The organism is Pseudomonas sp. 2822-15 (assembly GCF_002742515.1).
Classification (GTDB): Bacteria; Pseudomonadota; Gammaproteobacteria; order Pseudomonadales; family Pseudomonadaceae; genus Aquipseudomonas; species Aquipseudomonas salomonii.
The window spans coordinates 2,450-27,904 of record NZ_LJRY01000210.1 but is presented as its reverse complement, the minus strand read 5'-3'; the positions used below and the strand labels follow the sequence as shown (position 1 = coordinate 27,904).

Genomic DNA, 25,455 nt, shown 5'->3' with positions numbered 1-25,455 from the left:
ATTTTTTTACGGCGCCAGCACACCCGCTTCAAACGGCAGCTGAATACGGACGTTCTCCTCAACCGTGACTTATCAGGCAGGTTACCCCCATGCAGTTCAGTGAATTATTGGCAGCGATTTCCACCCATGCGGTCCGTCTTCAATTGGAAGAAGGCGACCTGATTATTCTCGGCGATGACCAAGCCCTGGATGACGCGCTATGGGATCAACTGATCGCGCACAAACCCCACCTGCTTGCCTTTGTGGCTGAACACGGCGGTGACTGGCTCAGCCCGGCCTACCGCATTACCCCGGACATGCTGGCGCTGGTCACCCTCGATCAGCCGGCCATCGACCGTATCGTCGCCACCATCCCCGGTGGTGCGGCGAATGTGCAGGATATCTACCCGCTGGCGCCGCTGCAGGAAGGCATGCTTTACCACCATCTTTCGGCGCAGCAGGGCGACCCCTACGTGCTGCATGCGCAATTCGTGTTCGACAGCCGTGCGCGCCTGGAGGCGTTTGCCCAGGCGCTGCAATGGGTGATCGACCGCCACGATATCCTGCGCACGTCCATGGCCTGGGAGCGTCTGGACGAACCGCTGCAAGTGGTGTGGCGCACGGCGACCCTGGCCTGCGAAGAAGCGCACTTTGCCGACGGCGACCGCCTGGCGCAGTTGCTCGCCCGCTATGACGCCCGCAGCTACCGCATGGACCTCGGCCAGGCGCCGTTGCTGCGCCTGGTTTACGCCAATGACCCGGCCAACCAGCGCGTGGTGGCGATGCTGCTGTTCCACCACACCATCCTCGACCACACCGCGCTGGATGTGGTGCGCCATGAAATCCAACGCTACCTGGCCGGTGAGCAAGCCCAGGCGGCCGAGCCAGTGGCGTTTCGCAGCTACATCGCCCAGGTGCGCCATGGCGTCAGCGAACAGGCGCACGAGGCGTTCTTTCGCGACATGCTGGCGGATATCGATGCGCCGACCTTGCCCTTCGGCCTGCAGGATGTGCAAGGCGACGGGCACGGCATCGATGAAGTGCGGGTGCCCGTCGACAGCAGCCTGAGCCGCCGCCTGCGCAGCCTGGCACGGCCCTTGGGCGTCAGCGTGGCAAGCATCATGCACCTGGCGCTGGCGCGCGTGCTGGGCGTGGTGTCCGGGCGCGATGCCGTGGTGTTCGGCACCGTGATGCTTGGCCGCATGGGCGCCGGCGAGGGCGGTGAACGCGCGCTGGGTATGTTTATCAACACCTTGCCGTTGCGCGTGGACGTGGGCGAGCAGGGCGTGCGCGCCGGGGTCAAGGCTACCCACGAGCGGTTGACCGCCTTGCTCAATCACGAGCACGCGTCCCTGGCGCTGGCCCAGCGTTGCAGCGGTGTGACGGCGCCGACGCCGCTGTTCAGTGCGATGCTCAACTACCGGCACAGCGCCGCCACCGACATGGCTGCGGTGATCGAGGTGGCCGAAGGCATCCAGGTACTGGGTGCCGAAGAGCGCACCAACTACCCGCTGACGGTCAACGTCGACGACCTGGGTGAAGACTTTGCGCTGACGGTGATGGTTGATGCGTCCATCGGCGCGCAACGCGTCGCCGGTTACCTGCATACGGCCCTGCACAGCCTGGCCGAGGCCCTGGAGCAGCGACCGGATATGCCGCTCTGCGGCCTGAATATCCTGCCTGACACCGAGCGTCACCATCTGCTGCACCGCCTCAATCAAAGCCCCGCGCACTACAGCGACACCGCCCTGATCCACGCGCAAGTCGAAGCCCACGCTGCCGCACAACCCAATGCCATCGCCCTGCGTTTCGACACCCGGCGCATCACCTACCGCCAACTCAACGAACGCGCCAACCAGGTGGCCCACCGCCTGCTGGCCCAGGGCATTCGTCCCGATGATCGCGTGGCCATCTGTGTGGAGCGCGGGCCGGACATGATCATCGGCCTGCTCGGGATCCTCAAGGCCGGCGGCGGTTATGTGCCCATCGACCCGGCTTACCCGCTGGAGCGCATCGCCTATACCCTGGCCGATAGCGCGCCAGTGGCGGTGTTGGTGCAAGCCGACACGCAGCATCGGGTCGGCGATCTGACCCGCATCGACCTCAACAACCTGCGCGCAGAATCCATCGTCAACCCGCGCGTTGCGCTCAGCCCGGCCCACCTCGCCTATGTGATCTACACCTCCGGCTCCACCGGCCTGCCCAAGGGCGTGATGATCGAACACCGCCAGGTGGCGCGGCTGTTCACCGCCACCGAGCATTGGTTTGGCTTTAACGCCAACGATGTGTGGGCGCTGTTCCATTCCTTCGCGTTCGACTTCTCGGTCTGGGAAATCTGGGGTGCACTGATGCACGGCGGCCAGTTGCTGATCGTGCCGCAACTGGTCAGCCGCTCGCCGGATGAGTGCTACGCGCTGATCTGCGACGCGGGCGTGAGCATCCTCAACCAGACACCCAGTGCGTTTCGCCAGTTGATCGCGGCCCAGAGCGACCAGGCGCATTCACTGCGCCAGGTGATTTTCGGCGGTGAAGCCCTGGAGCCGGGCATGCTCAAGCCGTGGTACGCCCGCGCCATCAACGCCGGCACCCAATTGGTCAACATGTATGGCATCACCGAAACCACCGTGCACGTGACCTACCGTGCCCTGGAGGCGGCGGATGCGCAGTTGGTCGGCGTAAGCCCGATTGGCGTGCGCATCCCCGACCTGCAGCTGTATGTGCTGGATGCGCGTCGTGAGCCGTTGCCGATCGGTGTAGTCGGCGAGTTGTATGTCGGCGGCGCGGGTGTGGCGCGCGGTTACTTCAACCGTGACGAGCTGAATGCCGAACGTTTCCTGGCCGACCCGGCCACCGGCCTGCGCATGTACAAAACCGGCGACCTCGGCCGCCTGCTGGCCGATGGCAGCGTCGACTACCTGGGCCGTAACGATGACCAGGTGAAGATCCGTGGTTTCCGCATTGAGTTGGGCGAAATCGAAGCCACTCTGGCCAGCGCCGACGGCGTGCGCGACGCGGTGGTGATCGCCCGCGAAGACGAACCCGGTGACAAACGCCTGGTGGCCTACGTGATCGCCGAGCGCGAACTGGGTGCCGCCGAACTGCGCGACCATCTGCTGCTGAGCCTGGCCGAATACATGGTGCCCAGCGCCTTCGTGCGGCTGGACCAGTTCCCGCTGACCACCAACGGCAAGCTCGACCGCAAAGCCTTGCCCGCGCCGGATGCCGACGCCTTGGCGCGGCGAGACTACGCCGCCCCGCAAGGCGCTGTGGAAAGCACCATTGCCGGTATCTGGCAATCGCTGTTGAAGCTCGACAAGGTGGGGCGCGACGACAACTTCTTCGAGCTCGGCGGCCACTCGCTGCTGGCGGTCAAGCTGATCGAACGCATGCGCCAAGTGGAGTTGAGTTGCGACGTGCGCGTGCTGTTCGGCCAACCCACCTTGCGCGCACTCGCTGCGGCGGTGGGCGGGCAGCAGGAAGTGCAGGTGCCGGCGAATGTGATCACGGCGAGCAGCGCACACATCAGCCCCGACATGCTGCCACTGGTGACGCTGGACCAGGCGGCCATCGACCATATCCTCCAGCACGTGCCCGGCGGCATCGCCAACGTGCAGGATATCTACGGCCTGGCGCCGTTGCAGGCCGGCATTCTGTATCACCACCTGGCAACCACCGAGGGCGACCCCTACGTGTTGCAGGTGCAATTGAGTTTTGCCGACCAAGCCGCGGTGGACGCGTTTACCCACGCCTTGCACAGTGTGATCGAGCGTAACGATATCCTGCGCACCGGTATTCTGTGGGAAGGCCTGGATGAGCCGGTGCAAGTGGTGTTGCGTAAGGCGCAGCTGCAGGTCGAGCGCCTCGACGTGCCGGCTGATGATGCACTGGCACAGTTGCAGCAACGCTTTGATCCGCGCCATTTCCGCCTCGACCTGAGCCGTGCGTCGCTGATGCATTTCGGTTACGCGCAACAACAGGATGGTTTGGTCGGCATCCTGCTGCTGCACCATATCCTGCTCGACCACACCGCCCTGCAGGTGTTGGTGGAGGAGATGAGCGCCAGCCTGGCCGGCCACGGCGCGCAGCTGCCGCCGGCGGTGCAATATCGCAATTACGTGGCCCAGGCGCGTTTGGGCGTGACCCAGGCGCAACACGAAGCCTTCTTCAGCGACATGCTCGGCGATATCGACGAACCCACGCTGGCGTTCGGTTTGCAGGATGTGAATGGCGACGGCAGCGGCATCGTCGAGGCGCACTTGCCGCTGGCCCCGGCACTCGGCCACGGCTTGCGCGAACAGGCGCGGCAACTGGGCGTCAGCAGCGCCAGCCTGGTGCACCTGGCCTGGGCCCAGGTGCTGGCCCAGGTCTCCGGCCAGCAGGAGGTGGTGTTCGGCACCGTACTGCTGGGGCGCATGCAAGGCGGCGAGGGCGCTGACCGGGCGCTGGGTATGTTCATCAACACCTTGCCGTTGCGCGTCAGCCTCGGCGCCACCAGCGTGCAGGCCGGCGTGCGCGCCACCCATGCGCGTCTGGCGCAGTTGCTTGGGCACGAGCACGCGTCGCTGTCCCTGGCCCAGCGTTGCAGCGGTGTGCCGGGTTCGTTGCCGCTGTTCAGCACCTTGCTCAACTATCGCCACAGTGCCGCGGACGAGGCGCCGGGAGACAGCCCGTTTGCCGCGCACGGCATCGAGATTCTCAGTTCCCAGGAACGCAGCAACTACCCCTTGGTGCTCAACGTCGATGACCTCGGAACCGGCTTTGCGCTGACCGTACAAGGCGTGGCCAGCGTGGATGTGCAGCGCGTGGGCGAGTACATGCTCACCGCCCTCAGCCACCTGGTGACCGCGCTGCAACAAGCGCCGACCACCGCGTTGCAGGCGGTGTCGATTTTGCCGGCGGCCGAGCGCCACCAACTGTTGGTCGCGTTCAACGCCACTGCCCGCCAATACCCGTCGCAGCTCACGGTGCACCAGCTGTTCGAAGCTCAGGCACTGGCGCGTCCCGAAGCGGTGGCGGCGGTGCATGGCGGGTTGTCCTTGAGCTACCGCGACCTCAACCGCCGCGCCAACCGCCTGGCCCATCACCTGATCAACCAGGGCGTGCAACCGGGTGACAGCGTAGCGATTGCGCTGCCGCGCTCCCTGGATCTACTGGTGAGCCAACTGGCGATCCTCAAGTGTGCGGCGGTGTATGTGCCGCTGGACATCAACGCGCCGCTCGAACGCCAGGCCTTTATGGTGCAGGACAGCGGTGCGCGGCATGTGCTCCATACCCTGGCCGACCTCAACCTGGACAGCCTGTCGCCGCGCAACCCGGAGCTTGCGCAGTCTTCGGACGAGGTGGCGTACATCATGTACACCTCCGGCTCCACCGGCGCGCCCAAAGGTGTGCAAGTGCCGCACCGCGCCGTCTCGCGCCTGGTGCTCAACAACGGCTATGCCGATTTCAACGAGCGCGACCGCGTGGCCTTCGCCTCCAACCCGGCGTTCGACGCCAGTACCCTCGACGTGTGGGCGCCGTTGCTCAATGGCGGTTGCGTGGTGGTGGTCGAGCACGCGGTGCTGCTGTCCCAGGCCGCATTTGCCGAACTGTTGCAGGCACAGGCCGTCAGCGTGTTGTGGATGACTGCGGGCTTGTTTCATCAATACGCCGACGCCTTGCTGCCGGTGCTGCGCCAGTTGCGCTACCTGATCGTCGGCGGCGACGTGCTCGACCCGCTGGTGATCGGCCGGGTGCTCAAGCATGGCAAGCCGCAACACCTGTTGAACGGCTACGGGCCGACCGAAGCCACTACGTTCTCGACCACGTTCGAGATCACCACACCAGGCGCGGGCGCGGTGCCGATCGGCCGGCCCATCGCGAATGCCCAGGCCTATGTGCTTGATGCGCGCCAGCAGCCGCTGCCGCTGGGTGTGGTCGGCGAGCTGTACATCGGCGGTGCAGGCGTGGCCAAGGGTTACTTGAACCAGCCGCAACTGACGGCCGAAAAATTCATTCCCAACCCGTTCGGCGAAGGCCTGTTGTACCGCACCGGCGACCTCGCCAGTTGGCAGGCCGACGGTACCTTGCTGTACCAGGGGCGCAATGACTTGCAGGTGAAGATCCGTGGTTTCCGCATCGAGCCCGGCGAAATCGAAACCTGCCTGGCGGCCTTCCCGGGTGTGCGCGACGTTGTGGTAATGGCCCGCGAAGACGAGCCCGGCGACAAGCGTCTGGTGGCGTACTACACGGCCCGGATCCCGTTGGAAATCGAAGCATTGCGCGCCCATCTGCAAGGCCAGTTGCCGGATTACATGGTGCCGTCGGCCTATGTGTGGCTGGAGCTGTTGCCGCTGACCGCCAATGGCAAGCTGGACCGCAAAGGCCTGCCGGTGCCTGACCCAAGCGCGCTGCTCAGCCGTGGCTACGAGGCCCCGGAAGGTGAAGTGGAAACCCTGCTGGCGCAGATCTGGCAGGACGTGCTCAAGCTCGAACGCGTCGGGCGCCATGATCATTTCTTCGAGTTGGGCGGGCATTCGTTGCTGGCGGTCAGCCTGATCGAACGCATGCGCCAGGTCGGCCTGAGCGCGGATGTACGTGTGCTGTTCAGCCAGCCGAGCCTTGCGGCACTCGCGGCGGCAGTCGGCAGCGGGCGTGAAATTGTGGTGCCGGCCAATGGCATTGCGCCGGGCTGCACGCAGATCACGCCGTCGATGCTGACCCTGGTGCAGCTTGACCAAACGGCGATCGAGCGCATCGTCGCCCATGTGCCCGGCGGTGCGGCCAATGTGCAGGATATCTACCCGCTGGCGCCGTTGCAGGAAGGCATTCTCTATCACCATATCAGCGCCGAACAGGGCGACCCGTATTTGCTGCAATCGCGCATGGCGTTCGACAGCCTGGCGCGTTTGCACGGTTTTATGGGGGCACTGCAGCAGGTAGTGGCGCGTCACGACATCCTGCGCACCGGTGTGGTCTGGGAAGGGTTGGACAGCCCGGTGCAAGTGGTCTGGCGCGACGCGCAACTGAGCGTGCAGGAAGTCATCCTGGACCCGGCCGAGGGCGGCATCATCGAGCAGTTGCATGCGCGTTTCGATGCCCGTCACTACCGCCTGGACATTACCCAGGCGCCGCTGCTGCGCATGGTTTACGCCCAGGACCCGGCGAATAACCGAGTCGCGGCAATCCTGCTGTTCCACCACCTTGCGCTGGACCACACGGCCATGGACGTGGTGGGCCAGGAGATGCGCGCGTTCCTGTTCAACCAGGCGGACGCGCTGCTCGTGGCGGCGCCGTTTCGCAACTACGTGGCCCAGGCACGCCTGGGCGTGAGCGTGGCCGAGCATGAGCAGTTTTTCAGCGCCATGCTCGCCGATGTTGCCGAACCGACCTTGCCGTTCGGCGTGCAGGACGTGCAGGGCGATGGCCGCGATATCGAAGAGGCCGAGCAGCACCTGGACGCGGCGCTGGCCGTGCGCGTGCGTGAGCAGGCGCGCCTGTTGGGCGTGAGTGCGGCGAGCCTGATGCACCTGGCCTGGGCGCAGGTGCTGGGGCTGGTGTCCGGGCGCGATGATGTGGTGTTCGGCACTGTATTGATGGGCCGTATGCAAGCGGGTGAGGGCGCCGACCGGGCGCTGGGCATGTTTATCAACACCTTGCCGCTGCGGGTGAATGTCGCGGCGGGTGCCGCCGTGGCGGTCAAGGCCACCCATTCACGTTTGAGCGCCTTGCTGGGGCACGAACACGCGTCCCTGGCGCTGGCCCAGCGTTGCAGCGGCGTGCCGACCAGCGTGCCGCTGTTCAGTGCCTTGCTCAATTTCCGCCACAGCCGCCCCGACGCAATGGCCCGCGATGGCCACGGTATCTGGGAAGGCGTGCAACTGCTGGGCGGTGAAGAGCGCAGCAACTACCCGCTGACCTTGAGCGTGGATGATTTTGGCGCAGGCTTTGGCCTCAGCGTGCTGGCGCTGCCGCAGATCGGCGCCCAGCGCCTGTGCGGCTATATGCATAACGCCGTGGAGCAACTGGTCGAGGCCTTGGAAAACGCCGCCGACACCGCGCTCAACCGCCTGCCGATTCTACCGTCGGCCGAACGCGACACCCTGTTGCGCGAATTCAACGCAACGGCTGCGGATTTCCCCGTCGGGCACACGCTACACGGTGCCTTCGAAGCCCAGGTCGAGCGCCAACCCCATGCGATTGCGCTGCAGCAGGGCGAGCGGTCGCTGACCTACCAGCAACTCAACCAACGCGCCAACCAACTGGCCCATCACCTGCTCACGCTCGGCGTACAGCCGGACGACCGCGTGGCGATCTGTTGCCGACGTGGCCCGCAGATGCTGATCGGGCTGCTGGGCATTCTCAAGGCCGGCGCCGGTTATGTGCCAGTCGACCCGGCTTACCCTGCTGAGCGCATTGCTTATCTGTTGCAGGACAGTGCGCCGGTGGCCGTGCTGGCCGAGTCCGGCACTCAAGCGTTGCTGGGCACGTCCGCCACAGTGGACCTGCTGGGCGAAAGCTGGCAGCACCACGCCGTCAGCAATCCCCAGCTCGCAGCGCTGACCCCGGCGCACCTGGCCTACGTCATCTACACCTCCGGCTCCACCGGCCAGCCCAAAGGCGTGATGGTGGAACACCGCAACGTGGAAAACCTGGTGCACTGGCACTGCGAAGCCTTCGGCCTGGACGCGCGCAGCCATACCAGCAGTGTCGCCGGTTTTGGCTTTGATGCCATGGCCTGGGAAGTCTGGCCGGCGCTGTGTGCCGGTGCGACCCTGCATTTGCCACCTGCCACGGTGGGCAATGAAAACATCGACGAACTGCTCGCCTGGTGGCTGGCGCAGCCGCTGGACGTCAGCTTCCTGCCCACGCCAGTGGCCGAATACGCCTTCAGCCGGCACCTGCAACACCCGACGTTGCGCATCCTGCTGATCGGCGGCGACCGTCTGCGCCAGTTCAGCCAGGAGCGGCGTTTTGCGCTGATCAACAACTATGGGCCGACCGAGGCCACGGTGGTTGCCACCTCCGGCCGTGTCCGTGCCGGGCAGGCGCTGCATATCGGCCGGCCGGTGGCGAACGCCAGCACCTACTTGCTCGATGCACAGCTGCGCCCGGTACCGGTGGGCGTGGCCGGTGAGCTGTACGTGGGCGGCAGCGGCGTGGCACGCGGTTACCTGAACCGTGCGGACCTGACCGCCGAACGCTTCCTGCAAGACCCGTTCAACCCTGGGCGCATGTACCGCACCGGCGACCTGGCGCGTTGGTTGCCCGACGGTAATATCGAGTACCTGGGCCGTAATGACGATCAGGTCAAAGTGCGTGGCGTGCGCGTGGAGCTGGGCGAAATCGAAAGCCGTCTGGCGGCAGTGGAAGGCGTTGGTGCGGCCGTGGTGCTGGTGCGCGAAGGGCGCCTGATTGCCTGGTTCACTGAACACCAGCCGCTGGCGATCGAAACCCTGCGCGCACAATTGCAGGCGCAACTGCCCGATGCGCTGGTGCCCGCCGCTTACGTGAGGCTCGACGCGTTGCCCCTGACCGCCAACGGCAAACTGGATCGCAAGGCCTTGCCGGAACCTGATCAGACGGCATTGCTCTCCCGCGACTACGAAGCGCCCCAGGGCGCAGTGGAAACCACCCTGGCGCGGATCTGGGCCGAGGTGTTGCAGGTCGAACAGGTCGGCCGTCATGACCACTTCTTCGAACTCGGCGGCCATTCATTGCTGGCCGTGAGCCTGATCGAACGCATGCGTCAAGCGGACCTCAGCGCGGATGTCCGTGTGTTGTTCAGCCAGCCAACCCTGGCCGCGCTGGCGGCTGCCGTGGGCAGTGGCCGCGAAGTGCAGGTGCCGGCCAACCGGATTGCAGCGGATTGCGTGCGTATCACCGCTGACATGCTGCCCTTGGTGGATATCGACCAGTCGACCCTCGATCAAGTCGTCAGCCGCATCCCCGGCGGTGCCGCCAACGTGCAGGATATCTACCCGCTGGCGCCGTTGCAGGAGGGCATTCTTTACCACTACCTCACCGCCGAACAGGGCGACCCGTACCTGCTGCAATCGCACCTGGCCTTCGACAGCCTCGAGCGCCTGCAAGCCTTTGCCCAGGCGCTGCAACAGGTGATCAACCGCCATGACATCCTGCGCACCGGCGTGGTCTGGGAAGGCCTGGCGCAACCGCTGCAAGTGGTGTGGCGTCAGGCTCAATTGCCGCTTGAAGAGCTGCAGTTGCAGGGTGATGTGCTCGCCGGCCTGCACGAGCGTTTTGATGCGCGGCGTTATCGCCTGGACATCAGCCAGGCGCCGCTGATCTGCCTCAAGTACGCCAAGGACCCGGCCAACCGGCGCGTGGTGGTGGTGTTGCTCTATCACCATATTGCGCTGGACCACACCGCGTTCGACGTGGTGCTGCGTGAGATGCAGGGGCACTTGTTGGGGCACGCCGCCCCGACGGTGGCGCCGATGCCGTATCGCAACTACGTGGCCCAGGCGCGATTGGGCGTCAGTGAGCAGGAACATGAGGCGTTCTTCCGCGAGATGCTCGCCGATGTGGATGAGCCGACCTTGCCGTTCGGCTTGCAGGATGTGCGCGGCGACGGCAGCGCGATTGAGGCGTTCAGCCTGCACCTGGACAGCGACCTCAACCGCCGCCTGCGGGCCCAGGCACGTTTGCTCGGCGTGAGCACGGCAAGCCTGTTCCACCTGGCCTGGGGCCAAGTGCTGGCGGCCACTTCAGGGCGCCACAGCGTGGTGTTCGGCACCGTGCTGGTTGGGCGTCTGCAAGGCGGCGAGGGCGCTGATCGCGCGCTCGGGGTGTTTATCAATACCTTGCCGCTGCGCCTGGAGATCGACGCGCAAGGCGCACGCGACGCCGTGCGTGCCACCCACACGCGGCTCACGGCGTTGCTCGGCCATGAACACGCGTCCCTGGCCCTGGCCCAGCGTTGCAGTGGCGTGGCGGCCCCGGCGCCGTTGTTCAGCTCGATGCTCAACTATCGCCATCGCGGCGCCGCCACGCGCTCTGCCCAAGCGCAACACGCCTGGGAAGGCATGCAGACGCTGGCCAACGATGGCCGCACCAACTACCCGTTGACCCTGAACGTGGATGACTTGGGCGATGGTTACGATATCACCGCCCTGGCGCAGGTTGACGCGCAACGGGTGTGCGGTTACCTGCAGAACGCCCTGGCCGGGCTGGTTCAGGCCTTGGAACAGGCGCCGCACCAGGCGCTCAATCGCCTGCCGGTTCTGGGCGCCGAGGAACGCCAAAAACTGCTGGTAGCGTTCAACGCCACCGAGGTCGATTACAACCTCGACCAGACCCTGCACGGTTTGTTCGAAGCCCAGGTTGAGCGCACGCCGGATGCGGTGGCGGTCAAGGCCGGTGACCAGCAGTTGACCTACCGGGCACTCAACGAACGCGCCAACCGCCTGGCCCATCATTTGCGCGAACTCGGCGTGCGGCCGGATTCGCGCGTGGGTATCTGCGTCGAGCGTGGGCTGGACATGGTGGTCGGCCTGTTTGCAATCCTCAAGGCCGGCGGCGGTTATGTGCCGCTGGACCCGGCGTATCCACTCGAACGCATCGCTTACATGCTGCAAGACAGCGCGCCGGTGGTGGTGTTGGCGCAAGGCGCGACCCGCCAGTTATTGGGCGACGTGCCGGTGCTGGACCTGGATCGCGTCACCTGGCAACAGCAGAGCGCGAGCAACCTGCTGGTGCCGGGCCTGACCGCCCGGCACCAGGCCTACGTGATTTACACCTCCGGCTCCACCGGCCAGCCCAAAGGTGTGATCAACGAACACGCCGGCGTGGTTAACCGCTTGCTGTGGATGCAGGACGCCTATGGCCTCAAGGCCCATGACGCGGTGCTGCAGAAAACCCCGTTCAGCTTCGACGTGTCGGTGTGGGAATTCTTCTGGCCGCTGTTCACCGGCGCACGGTTGGTGATGGCGCGCCCCGGCGGGCACAAAGAGCCGGCGTACCTGTGCGAGGTGATCGAGGCCGAGCGGATCACCACCTTGCACTTTGTGCCGTCGATGCTCGATGTGTTCCTGGCCCATGGCGATGTCAGCCAGGCCATAGGGCTGGCGCGGGTGATGTGCAGCGGCGAAGCCTTGCCGGGCAGCCTGGTGCGGCGCTTCAAAGCGCAACTGCCGGGGGTTGGCCTGTACAACTTGTACGGCCCGACGGAAGCGGCGGTCGACGTCACTGCGTGGAACTGCGCGCGGCCCGAGGTGCCGGACAACACGCCGATCGGCAAGCCGATTGCCAATACACGCCTGTACGTGCTGGACGCCCAGTTGCAGCCGGTGCCATTGGGGGTGGTGGGTGAGTTGTTCATCGGCGGCGTGCAAGTGGCGCGCGGGTATCTGAACCGCCCGGAACTGACCGCCGAGCGCTTCCTCAAGGACCCGTTCACCGACGGGCGCATGTACCGCACCGGCGACGTCGGCCGTTACCTGCCCGACGGCAATATCGAGTACTTGGGGCGCAACGATGACCAGGTGAAGATCCGTGGTTTGCGCATCGAACTGGGCGAAATCCAGGCGCGCTTGCTGGAGCATCCGCAGGTCAACGAAGCCGCCGTGGTCGCCCGTGAAGAGCGCCTGGTGGCGTACTACACCGGAACACACACTGACATCGACAGGCTGCGCACCCACCTGTTGCAGCACTTGCCGGACTTTATGGTGCCCGCGGTGTTTGTGCACCTGGAGGCATTGCCACTGAGCCCCAACGGCAAGCTCGACCGCAAGGCACTGCCGGTGCCGGGCATGGACGCACTGAGTGTGCGCGACTACGCGGCGCCCGAAGGCGAGACCGAAATCCTCATGGCTGCGCTGTGGGCCGAGTTGCTCAACGTTGAGCGCGTTGGGCGCCATGACAACTTCTTTGAACTGGGCGGGCATTCGCTGCTGGCCGTGAGCTTGATCGGACGCCTGCGCCAGGAAGGCCTGGAAGCCGATGTGCGGGCGCTGTTCGAACAGCCGAGCCTGGCCGGCTACGCCGCCATTACCGAACGAATGGAGATCGTCCTGTGAGCATTTTTGAGTTATTGACCACGCTGAAAACCAAGGACGTGCAACTGGCGCTCAAGGGCGAGCAGTTGTCGGTGCAAGGCAACAAACAAGCGCTGAGCGACCCTTTGATCCTGGCGGCGTTGCGTGAGCACAAAGCGGCTTTGATCGAACTGATCAAGGCCGGTGAATATTCGGCCTCCAAGGCCGGTGAAGTGCAGGTGCCGGCCAATGGCATCCCGACGGGGGCCGAGCACATCACCCCGGCCATGCTGACCCTGTCGATGTTAAGCCAGGACGAGATCGAGCGCATCGTGGCCACGGTCGATGGCGGTGTGGCGAATATCCAGGACATTTACCCGCTGGCGCCGTTGCAGGAAGGCATTCTGTTCCACCACGTCAGCGCCGAGCAGGGCGACCCCTATGTGATGCAGTCGCAGTTTGCGTTCGACAGCCTGGAGCGTTTCGAGGCTTTCGCCCAGGCGTTGCAAAGCGTGATGGACCGCCACGATATCCTGCGCACCGGGGTGGTCTGGGACGGTTTGCAGCAACCCTCGCAAGTGGTGTGGCGCCAGGCACGCCTGCCGGTGCAGGCGCTGCAATTGAACCCGGCGGACGGCGATATCGCCGCCCAACTGCACGGGCTGTTCGACGCTCGCCATTATCGTCTCGACGTGACCCAAGCGCCGCTGCTGCGACTGGTGCGGGCCGACGACCCGCTGAACCAGCGCATTGTCGCCACCTTGCTGTTCCACCATATGGCCCTCGACCACAGCGCCCTTGAAGTGGTGTGCCATGAAATGCAGGCGTGCCTGCTGGGCCAGGGCGCGGCGCTTGGCCAGGCCGTGCCGTTTCGCAACTATGTGGCGCAGGCACGCCTGGGCATCAGCGAGCCGAAGCACGAAAGTTTCTTCCGCCACATGCTCGGCGACATCAGCGAGCCGACCTTGCCATACGGCTTGCAGGACGTGCAGGGCGATGCCCGTGGCATCAGCGAAGTCAGCCTGCCTTTGCCTGCAGTGCTCAGCCAGCGGTTGCGCGCGCAAGCCCGGCAATTGGGCGTGAGTGCCGCCAGCCTGTTCCATATGGGCTGGGCGCAGGTGTTGGGTGTGCTGGCCGGTAAAGAGCAGGTGGTGTTCGGCACCGTATTGATGGGCCGCATGCAAGGCAGCCATGACACGGATCGGGCGCTGGGTATTTTCATCAACACCTTGCCGTTTCGCGTGGACGTAGGCGCCCAGGACGTGCGCGCCGGGGTCAAGGCCACCCACGCGCGGCTCACCACCTTGTTGCGCCATGAACACGCGCCGCTGGCCCTGGCCCAACGCTGCAGCGGGGTAGTGGCGCCGACGCCGCTGTTCAGTGCCTTGCTCAACTATCGCCACAGCGCCCCGGCCGCGAGCGCCGAAGCCGTGTCGGCCTGGCACGGGATCGCCGCGCTCAGCGCCGAAGAGCGCACCAACTACCCGCTGACCCTGAGTGTGGATGACCTGGGTGACGGCTTTGGCCTGAGCCTGCTGGCCAGCCAGCGGGTCGACCCGCAGCGTGTGTGCGGCTACCTGCAAACCGCCCTGGAAAACCTGGTGACGGCGCTGGAGCAGGCACCGCACACCGCGCTCAATCAGCTGTCGGTGGTGCCCGCCGCCGAGCGGCAGTTGCTGCTTGAGCAGTTCAACGCCACCCAGGTCGATTTCGCTCACGGCAGCACCTTGCACGGCCGCGTCGAAGCCCAGGCCGCGCTCACGCCGGACGCGATCGCCGCCGTGCAGCAGGGCCGCCAACTGACCTACGCCGAACTCAACCAGCAAGCCAACCTGCTGGCCCATCACCTGTTGGCGTTGGGGGTCAAACCTGATGACCGCGTAGCCATCGTCGCGCGGCGTGGCCTGGACACCCTGGCCGGGTTGCTGGCCATCCTCAAGGCCGGTGCCTGCTACGTGCCGGTGGACCCATCGCACCCGGCCGAGCGCCTGAGCTACCTGCTGAGCGACAGCGCCCCGGTGGCGGTGCTGACCCAACAGGCATTGCTTGAGCGCTTGCCTGCGCTGGACGCGCCGGTGATTCAGCTGGACCGCTACACCTGGCAGCACCATTCAGCCAGCAATCCGAAAGCCGCCGTCAGCCCTTCGAACCTCGCCTATGTGATCTACACCTCCGGCTCCACCGGCCTGCCCAAAGGGGTGATGGTCGAGCACCGCACGGTGGCCAACCTGGTGGACTGGCATTGCCGCGCCTTCGACCTGTGCGCCGGGCGCCACACCGCCAGTGTCGCCGGCTTTGGTTTTGATGCGATGGCCTGGGAAGTGTGGCCGGCGCTGTGTGTCGGCGCGACCCTGCACCTGCCGCCGGCCACGGACGGCGCAGAAGATATCGACGCGCTGCTGAGCTGGTGGTGCGCGCAGCCGCTGGACGTGTGCTTTTTGCCCACGCCGGTGGCCGAGTACGCGTTCAGCCAGCAGATCGAACACCCGACACTGCGCACCTTGCTGATTGGCGGTGACCGCCTGCGCCAGTTTGCGCGGGCGCAGCGGTTTGAGCTGATCAACAACTACGGCCCCACCGAAGCCACGGTGGTCGCCACCTCCGGCAAGGTCGAGGCGGGCCAGCCGTTGCATATCGGCAAACCGGTGGCCAATGCCACGGTGTACCTGCTCGATGAACAACAACGGCCGGTGCCGTTGGGTGTGGCCGGTGAGCTGTACGTGGGCGGCAAGGGTGTGGCGCGTGGTTACCTCAACCGCCCGGAGCTGACCGCCGAGCGTTTTCTGCAAGATCCGTTCAACCCGGGGCGCATGTACCGCACCGGCGACCTGGCGCGCTGGTTGCCGGATGGCAATATCGAGTACTTGGGGCGCAACGATGATCAGGTAAAAATCCGTGGCGTGCGCATCGAGCTGGGCGAGATTGAAACCCGACTCGGCCAATTGCCCGAAATTCAGGAAGCGGTGGTGCTGGTGCGCGAGGACCGGTTGGTCGCTTATTTCACCCAGAACCCGCAACTCGACCCTCTGGCTGTGGGTGATATCCGTGCCCACCTGGTCGCGCATCTGCCGGACTACATGGTCCCGGTCGCCTATGTGAAGCTTGAGGCGTTGCCACTCACGGCCAACGGCAAGCTCGACCGCAAGGCGTTGCCGGCGCCGGACATGGCCGCGGTGTTTACCCGCGAATACGCAGCGCCCGAGGGCGAGATCGAAAGCGTGCTCGCACAGATCTGGGCCGATGTGCTGCAGGTGCAGCGTGTCGGGCGCCACGACCATTTCTTCGAGCTGGGCGGGCACTCGTTGCTGGCGATGCGCATGGTGTCGCAAGTGCGCCAGCGCCTGGGGGTGGAACTGGTGCTGGGCGACTTGTTTGCCAATGCAGAGCTGGCGGCAGTCGCTGAAGGGCTGGCGAAGTCGGCGCGCAGCACCTTGCCGGATATCCTGCCGGCCAATCGTGATGACGACGTGCCGCTGTCGTTCGCCCAGCAGCGCCTGTGGTTCCTGGCGCTGATGGAAGGCGCCAACACCGCCTATAACATTCCTATCGGCCTGCGTTTACGTGGCCAGTTGCATGTCGAGGCGCTGCAACGCGCGCTGGCGCGTATCGTCGCGCGCCACGAAACCTTGCGCAGCCGCTTTGCCCAACAGGGCGACCAGGCCCAGGTACTGATCGTACCGGCCGAGGAGATGCTGCCCCTGCAAGTGCAGGATTTGCGCCGCCACCGGCAACCGCAACAGGCGCTGGATGCCTTGATTCATGGCGAAGCCTCGGCGCCGTTCGACCTGGAGCGCGGCCCCTTGCTGCGCGGGCGCCTGGTGGTGATGGCCGACGATCACCATGTGCTGCTGTTGACCTTGCACCATATCGTTTCCGATGGCTGGTCGATGGGCGTGCTCACCCGTGAGTTGATGGCGCTGTATCAAGCCTTCAGCCACGGCATGCCTGACCCGTTGCCAAGCCTGCCGATCCAGTACGGCGACTTTGCCGTGTGGCAGCGTTTGTGGCTGAGCGGCGAAGTGTTACAGCGCCAAAGTAGCTATTGGCAACAGGCACTGGCCGGTGCGCCGGCCTTGCTCACGCTGCCCACCGACCGCCCACGGCCTGTGCAGCAGGACTACGCCGGCAGCAGCGTTGAAGTGCGCCTGGACGAACGCCTGACCGCTGGGCTCAAGGCCTTGAGCCAACGCCATGGCACCACGCTGTACATGACTTTGATGACGGCCTGGGCCTCACTGCTGGCACGGCTGTCCGGGCAACAGGAGCTGGTAATCGGCACGCCGGTGGCCAACCGTACCCGCAGCGAGGTGGAAGGGCTGATCGGCCTGTTCGTCAACACCCTGGCAGTGCGCATCGACACCTCGGGCGAGCTGAGCACCGAGGCCTTGCTGGCACGGGTCAAGGCGCTGACGCTGGCAGCCCAGGCGCATCAGGACTTGCCGTTCGAACAGGTGGTGGAAATCACCCGGCCGGTGCGCAGCCTGGCCCACAGCCCCGTGTTCCAGACCTTACTGAGCTGGCAGGACAGCAGCGCGCCGACCCTGGCCTTGGGCGACCTGGCCCTGGAAGGCATTGTCGAGAACAGCCACTTTGCCAAGTTCGACCTGTCGCTGAACCTGGGTGAAGTGCAGGGCAGCATTCTCGGCGCGCTGGAGTTTGCCGTGGCGCTGTTTGATGAGTCGACCGTGCAGCGTTACGCCGGCTATTTCATCCGCACCTTGCAGGCCATGGTCGATAACGACCAGGCGGTGCTGGAACACGCGCCGTTGGTGGATGAGCGTGAGCGTCAGCACCTGCTGGTCGACTTCAACGCCACCGCAGTGGCCTACAACCTCGACCAGACCCTGCACGGGATGTTTGAAGCGCAGGTGACGCGCACGCCGAACGCGATTGCAGTGAAGGCGGGCGAGCAGCAACTGACCTACGCCGAACTCAATGCGCAGGCTAACCAGTTGGCCCATCACCTGCTGGCGCTGGGCGTACAGCCGGGTGCGCGGGTGGCGATCTGCGTGGAGCGCGGCCTTTCAATGGTCATTGGCCTGTATGCGATCCTCAAGGCCGGCGCTGCGTATGTGCCGCTGGACCCGGCCTATCCGCAGGAGCGCCTGGCCTACATGCTGCAAGACAGCGCGCCGCGGGTGGTGCTGGCCCAAGGTGCGACCCTGGGCTTGCTGGGCGAGGTGGCGGTGGTCGATCTGGACCAGCCAAGCTGGCAGCACCTGCCCGCAGGCAACCCTCAGGTACAGGGCGTGAGCGCCTATGTGATCTACACCTCCGGCTCCACCGGCCTGCCCAAAGGTGTGATCAACGACCACGCCGGGGTGGTCAACCGCCTGCTGTGGATGCAGGACGCATACGGCCTTAACGCGCAGGATTCGGTGCTGCAGAAAACCCCATTCAGCTTTGACGTCTCCGTGTGGGAATTCTTCTGGCCGTTGTTTACCGGCGCGCGTCTGGTGATGGCGCGCCCAGGCGGGCACAAAGAGCCCGAATACCTGTGCGAAGTGATCGAGGCCGAACAGATCACCACCTTGCACTTTGTGCCGTCGATGCTCGATGTGTTCCTGGCCCATGGCGATGTCCGCCAGGCGGCCGGGCTGGTGCGGGTGATGTGCAGCGGCGAAGCCTTGCCGGGCAGCCTGGTGCGGCGCTTCAAGCAGCAACTGCCGGGCAGCGAGTTGCATAACCTGTACGGGCCGACCGAAGCGGCCGTCGACGTCACCGCCTGGAACTGTGCAGGCCCGGTGACCCCGGACAACACGCCGATCGGCAAGCCCATCGCCAACACGCGCATGTACCTGCTCGACAGCCAATTGCAGCCGGTGCCGCTGGGTGTGGTGGGCGAGTTGTTTATTGCGGGTGTACAAGTGGCGCGCGGCTATCTGAACCGGCCGGAATTGACTACCGAGCGTTTCCTTGACGACCCTTTCATGCCGGGGCGCATGTACCGCACCGGTGATGTCGGGCGTTACTTGCCGGACGGCAATATCGAGTACCTGGGGCGCAATGATGACCAGGTGAAGATCCGTGGTTTGCGCATCGAACTGGGTGAAATCCAGGCGCGGCTGCTTGAGCATCCGCAGGTCAACGAAGCCGCCGTGGTCGCCCGTGAAGAGCGGCTGGTGGCGTACTACACCGGCACGCCGAGCGACATCGACGCGCTGCGCGGCCACCTGCTGCGGCATCTGCCGGAGTTTATGGTGCCGGCGATTTTCGTGCATCTGCAGGCGTTGCCGCTCAGCCCCAACGGCAAGCTCGACCGCAAGGCGCTGCCGGCGCCGGGCCTGGACTCGGTGGCGGTGCGAGCGTATGAGGCGCCCCAGGGCGATACCGAAATCGCCTTGGCCAGCCTGTGGGCCGAACTGCTCAATGTTGAGCGCGTGGGCCGTCACGACAACTTCTTCGAACTGGGCGGGCATTCGCTGCTGGCCGTCAGCTTGATGGGGCGCATGCGGCGCCTGGGCTTGTCGGCGGATGTGAAGGTGCTGTTCGGCCAGCCGACGCTCTCGGCCTTGGCGGCGGCGTTGGGCAGTGGGCGTGAAGTGGTGGTGCCGGCCAATGGCATTGTCGAAGGCTGCACTCACATCAGCCCGGCTATGCTGCCCTTGATCGCGTTGGACCAGGCTGCCATCGACCGCATCGTTGCATGCATCCCCGGCGGTGCCGCGAATGTGCAGGATATTTACCCGCTGGCGCCGTTGCAGGCCGGCATTTTGTACCACCATCGGGCGGTGCTTGACGGCGATGCCTACCTGTTGCGGGCGCAGTTTGCCTTCGACAACCGTCTGCGCCTGGACGCCTTTGCCCAGGCCTTGCAGGCGGTGATCCAGCGGCATGACATCCTGCGTTCCTCCTTCCATTGGGAGGGCCTGGAAGAACCGGTGCAGGTGGTATGGCGTGAAGCCTCGCTAAGCGTTGAAACCGGTGCTGTGCCACAGCGCCTGGATCTTTCGCACGCGCCGTTGATGCGTCTGATCTGTACCGCGGAACCGCAGCGCGTGGTGGCCACGTTGCTGTTCCATCATTTGGTGATGGACCATATCGCGCTGGACATCCTGCAGCATGAAATGCAGGCGTTTCTGCTCGGTACCCAGCACACCCTGGACGCGGCCGTGCCGTATCGCAACTATGTGGCCCAGACCCGCCTGGGCGTTGACGATCACGAAACGTTCTTGCGCGAAATGCTCAGTGAGATCGACGAGCCCACCGAGTTTGAAAACCTGGGTGTCGATCAAAAGGCTCAGTTGGCAATCGACCCTCAGTTGAGCCGGCGCCTGCGTACCCAGGCCCGTCAGGCAGGTGTGAGTGCTGCCAGCCTGATGCACCTGGCCTGGGCGCAGGTGCTGGGCAAGGTCAGTGGCCGCGAACAGGTGGTGTTCGGCACCGTAATGCTCGGGCGCCTGCAAGGCGGCGAAGGCGCCGAGCGGGCCATGGGCGTGTTTATCAACACCTTGCCGCTGCGCGTCGACCTGGGCGAACACTCGGTACGCGCCGCACTGCGCGCCACCCATGCGCGCCTGACCCAATTGCTCAGCCATGAACATGCACCGCTCGCGTTGGCCCAGCGCTGCAGCGGCGTGCCAGTAGGGACGCCGTTGTTCAACGTGCTGTTCAACTACCGTCACAGCGCGCCGCACACGGGTGGCGTGGCCCAGGCATGGCAGGGGATTGCGCTGCTCGGTGCCGAGGAACAGACCAATTACGGGGTGTCGGTGAGTGTCGATGACCTTGGCGAGGGTTTCAGCCTCACCGCCATGGGGCAGGGCGCCCGGCGATTGTGTGATTACCTGACTATCGCACTGGAACAGGTGGTTGAAGCGCTGGAGCAGCACAGCGAGACGGCCATCAGCGGTCTGCCGATCCTGCCGACAGCCGAGCGCCAACAGCTGGCGGATTTCAATGCCACGGCGCGCACCTTCCCCCGCGAGCACACGGTGCAGCGCTTGTTTGAAGCCCAGGCCCAGGCGCGGCCTGACGCGATAGCGGCGTTGCACGGTGATGCGGTGCTGAGCTACGGCGAACTCAACACCCGCGCCAACTGCCTGGCCCATCACCTGATGAGCCTGGGCGTGCGCCCGGCCGATAACGTCGCGATCCTGCTGCCGCGTTGCCTGGACCTGCTGGTCAGCCAACTGGCGATCCTCAAGTGCGCGGCGGCCTATGTGCCGCTGGACATCAACGCACCCGCCGAACGCCAGAGCTTCATGTTGCAGGACAGCGGCGCGAGCTGGCTGTTGACCCGCAGCGACGCGGCGCTGGAGCACCCGGCGCGGCGCCTGGACCTGGATACGTTGGTCATGGACCCGCAGCCGAGCCACAACCCCGACCTGTCGCAGTCCTCGGACAGCGTGGCGTACATCATGTACACCTCCGGCTCCACGGGGACGCCCAAGGGCGTATTGGTGCCCCATCGCGGCATCACGCGGCTGGTGCTCAACAACGGCTACGCCGACTTCAACGCCGCCGACCGCGTGGCGTTTGCCTCCAACCCGGCGTTCGACGCCAGCACCATGGACGTGTGGGGCGCGCTGCTCAACGGCGGCCAGGTGCAGGTGATTGACCATTGCACCTTGCTCGAGCCGGTTGCATTCGCCAATGCGCTGCAGGGTGCGACGGTGCTGTTCGTGACCACCGCGTTGTTCAACCAGTACGTGCAGATGATCCCCGAGGCCCTGGCGGGCTTGCGCATTTTGCTCTGCGGCGGCGAGCGTGCCGACCCGGCAGCGTTCCGCAGCCTGCTGGCGCAGGCGCCGGGCTTGCGCTTGGTGCATTGCTACGGGCCGACCGAAACCACCACTTACGCCACCACTTACGAAGTGCGTGCGGTCGCCGCCGATGCGGACAGCGTGCCGGTCGGCCGGCCGATTTCCAATACGCAAATCCACGTGCTGGATGCGTACTTGCAACCGCTGCCGGTGGGTGTGACGGGCGAAATTTGCATCGGCGGTGACGGCGTAGCCAAGGGCTATTTGAACCGGCCGGAGCTGACTGCCGAGACGTTTGTCGACGACCCGTTCAACCCGGGCGCCTTGATGTACCGCACCGGCGACCTTGGCCGCTGGACAGTGGACGGCTTGCTGGAGTGCATCGGGCGTAACGACGACCAAGTGAAGATCCGCGGTTTCCGTATTGAATTGGGGGAGATCGAAGCACGCCTGGCGACCTTCGCCGCGATCCAGGACGTGGTGGTGCTGGCCCGTGAAGACGTGCCGGGTGACAAGCGCCTGGTGGCGTATTTCACCTGGGCTGGCGAGCCTCTCGACATCGACAGTGTGCGTGCGCACCTGCACGGGCAGTTGCCGGACTACATGGTGCCGTCGGCCTATGTGCCGCTGGCGCAGTTGCCGCTGACGGCCAATGGCAAGATCGATCGCAAAGCCTTGCCGTTTCCGGCGTTGGAAGCCTTGCTCAGCCGCGACTTCGAGGCGCCGGCCGATGCCTTGGAGCAGTCGCTCGCCGGCCTGTGGGCCGAGGTATTGAAACTTGAGCAAGTGGGTCGACATGACAGTTTCTTTGAACTGGGCGGCCACTCGTTGCTGGCGATTCGACTGGTTAACCTGATGGAAGCGGCGGGGTTGCAGGTGTCGCTGGCCGAGCTGTTCCAACACGTCAGCGTGGCCTCGGTGGCGGCGATGCTGCGTCAGCGTACCGGCGAGCCGGTGCGCGACACCTCGCTGATTACCGTGCGCAGCAGCGGCGCGCAGCCGCCGTTGTTCCTGGTGCACGAGTTCAGCGGCATGGACGTGTATTTCCCGGCGTTGGGCCAGCACTTGCCCGGTGACTATCCGATCTACGGCCTGCCGGGCGCGGCACTGGGCGAGGCGCACCTGAACACCATGGAAGGCTTGGCGGCGCGCATGGTCGGCCTGATCCGCCAGGTTCAGCCGCACGGGCCTTACCGCGTGGCGGGCTGGTCATTTGGCGGCGTGTTGGCCTATGAAGTGGCGATGCAACTGCTGGGGCTGGATGAGCCGGTGGCGTTCCTCGGTTTGATCGACAGCTATGTGCCGCGCATGACCGATCAGGGCAAGGCGCGCTGGAGTGGGCCGGATGCCCTTAAACGGCATTTGCTGTTGCAGTGCACGGCGTATTGGAAAGCACAGGGAGGTGTGGATGAACTGGCGAACCTTGAACAGCTTGAGGCGGGCATTGGACAGCTGGACTTTGCGGGTCTGCTGCAACGCTGTCGCGATCAAGGTCTGCTATACGCGCAAATGGCAGCGGCTACGGACGCGGACCTTTTGAGCTTTATCGAGCGGGAAGTCGGCCACGGGCATGCGCTGGCGCACTACAGCCTGTTCCCGCTGCCGGTGCCGGTGCATCTGTTCAGTGCCCGCGAACGGCCGACCGAGCTGTCGCGGCGCAGTGAATCGCTGGGTTGGGAAGACACCTTGGCGCCTGGGCAATTGCGCCGGGTCGAGGTGCCGGGCGATCACCAGAGCATGATGCAGGCACCGCATATTCAAGGCTTGGGCGCGGCGATGGCGCAGGCCCTGGCCGTGAGTGCGCCGGTGACGCAAGCGCTGCATCAACCGGTGCTGCGCATTCAGAGTGGGCGTGCGGGCCATGCGCCGGTGTTCTGCGTGCCGGGAGCGGGGGACAGTGTTACCGGGTTTGTCGGGTTGAGCGAGGCACTCGGGCGCGACTGGCCGCTGTTCGGTTTGCAGCCGCGCGGGCTGGATGGCGAGGCGGTGCCCCATAGCCAGGTGGAAGCGGCGGCGCAGTGTTACCTGGCGGCGCTGGCGCAGGAGTGCCCGCGCGGGCCGGTGCATCTGGTCGGGCATTCATTTGGTGGCTGGGTCGCGCTGGAGATGGCGCTGCGCTTGCAGGCGATGGGCCGGGAGGTGGCGTCGTTGACGGTGATCGACAGTGAATCGCCGGGTGGTGCGGGCAAGCCGTATTCGACCACCGCAGCGCTGTTGCGCTTGATCGAGGCCATGCAGTTGGCGGCGGGCAAGTCGCTGGGCATTGACCGGGTGGATTTTGCCGGGCGCGATGAGGTGGCGCAGCAGCAGTGGCTGCACGCGGGGATGGTGAGCGTGGGGTTGTTGCCGGGGCGTGCCAGTGTGGATGCGATGGCGGGGCCGGCGCGGACTTATGCGGCGGCGTTGCGCACGGTGTATCGGCCGGTGCAGCGGTTCAACGGGGTGGTGCGGTTGGTGCTGGCGCAGGATCCGGCGTTGGATGCGGCAGGTAATCAGCGTGAGCAGGGGTTGATGGTGGAAGGGTGGCGGCGCCAGGGGAACGGGTTGCAGGTTTGGTATGGCGCGGGGAATCACTTTACGTTGCTTAAGGCACCGAATGTTTTGGGGTTGGCGCGGTGGTGGCTGGAAGGGGTGGTGGTTGGGGAGGTGGTGTCGTGAAGTTTCGCAAAACAGCGGTGTTCTTGGCGTTGGCGGTTGCAGCAGGTCTGACTATCTATACGGTGCAGGCACCCGCTGATGCGCCGCAGTACCTCACTGCCACGGCTGAGCGCGGTGATATCGAGAATGCGGTGTTGGCCACCGGTTTGCTCGAAGGCATCAAGCAGGTCGATGTCGGCGCGCAGGTGTCGGGGCAGTTGAAGTCGCTCAAGGTCAAGGTCGGCGACAAGGTGAAGAAGGGCCAGTGGTTGGCGGAGATCGATCCGCTGATCCTGCAGAACACCTTGCGCAAGGCCCAGGTGGATGAGGAAAACCTGCAGGCCCAGCGCCGCGCCACGGCGGCGCAGCTCAGGCAGGCCAAGTCGGTGTATGAGCGCTACAAGGACTTGCAGGTGGATGAGTCGGTATCGCGTCAGGATTTTGAAGATGCCGAGTCCACGTTCCAGGTGCAACAGGCCAACCTGTTGTCCCTGGATGCGCAGATCAAAAGCGCGCATATCCAGATCGACACCGCCAAGGTCAACCTGGCGTATACGCGCATCGTCGCGCCCATCGACGGCGATGTGGTCGGCATCGTCACCCAGGAAGGCCAGACCGTGATCGCCAACCAGTTGGCGCCGGTGCTGCTCAAGCTGGCGGACCTGGACACCATGACCGTCAAGGCCCAGGTGTCGGAGGCCGATGTGATTCATATCAGCCCTGGCCAGCAGGTGTATTTCACCATTCTGGGTGAAGCCGACAAGCGCTACTACGCCAAGCTGCGCGGCACGGAGCCGGCGCCGCAGAACTTCCTCGAAACCCAGACTGCCGGCACGCCCAAGCAGAACACCGCGGTGTTTTACAACGCGCTGTTCGACGTGCCGAACCCGGACCATCGTCTGCGCATCGCCATGACCGCCCAGGTGCGCATCGTGCTCGACACCGCCCAGGCGGCGTTGATGGTGCCGGTGGCGGCGCTCGGCGCGCGCAACAACGACGGTACTTACCCGTTGCGGGTGCTGGACGCCAAGGGCAAGGCGCTGTCGCGGGATGTGAAGACCGGCATCAATAACAACGTCAAGGTGCAGATCCTGGAAGGCCTGGCCGAGGGCGACAAAGTCGTGATCGGCGATGCCACCCCAGCCGTAGCGGGGAACTGA

3 protein-coding genes are annotated in these 25,455 nt (G+C 65.2%); all 3 read left to right on the top strand.

The features are described from left to right. Positions 1–89: 89 nt before the first annotated feature. The 3 genes from AOA59_RS24925 to macA are packed head-to-tail and all read left to right on the top strand — an operon-like array spanning position 90 to position 25,455. A complete protein-coding gene (locus tag AOA59_RS24925; protein ID WP_099489446.1) occupies positions 90–12,995 on the top strand; it encodes a non-ribosomal peptide synthetase in 12,906 nt (4,301 codons plus the stop codon). Next, positions 12,992–24,316, top strand: a complete 11,325-nt coding sequence (locus tag AOA59_RS24920; RefSeq protein ID WP_099489445.1) for a non-ribosomal peptide synthetase — start codon at positions 12,992–12,994, stop codon at positions 24,314–24,316. The genes AOA59_RS24925 and AOA59_RS24920 overlap by 4 nt, the downstream gene beginning before the upstream one ends. After that, the gene (gene macA / locus AOA59_RS24915) at positions 24,313–25,455 is read left to right on the top strand and encodes a macrolide transporter subunit MacA (protein WP_099489444.1); all 1,143 of its coding nucleotides are present in this window, start codon (positions 24,313–24,315) and stop codon (positions 25,453–25,455) included. Before AOA59_RS24920 ends, macA begins: the two co-directional genes overlap by 4 nt.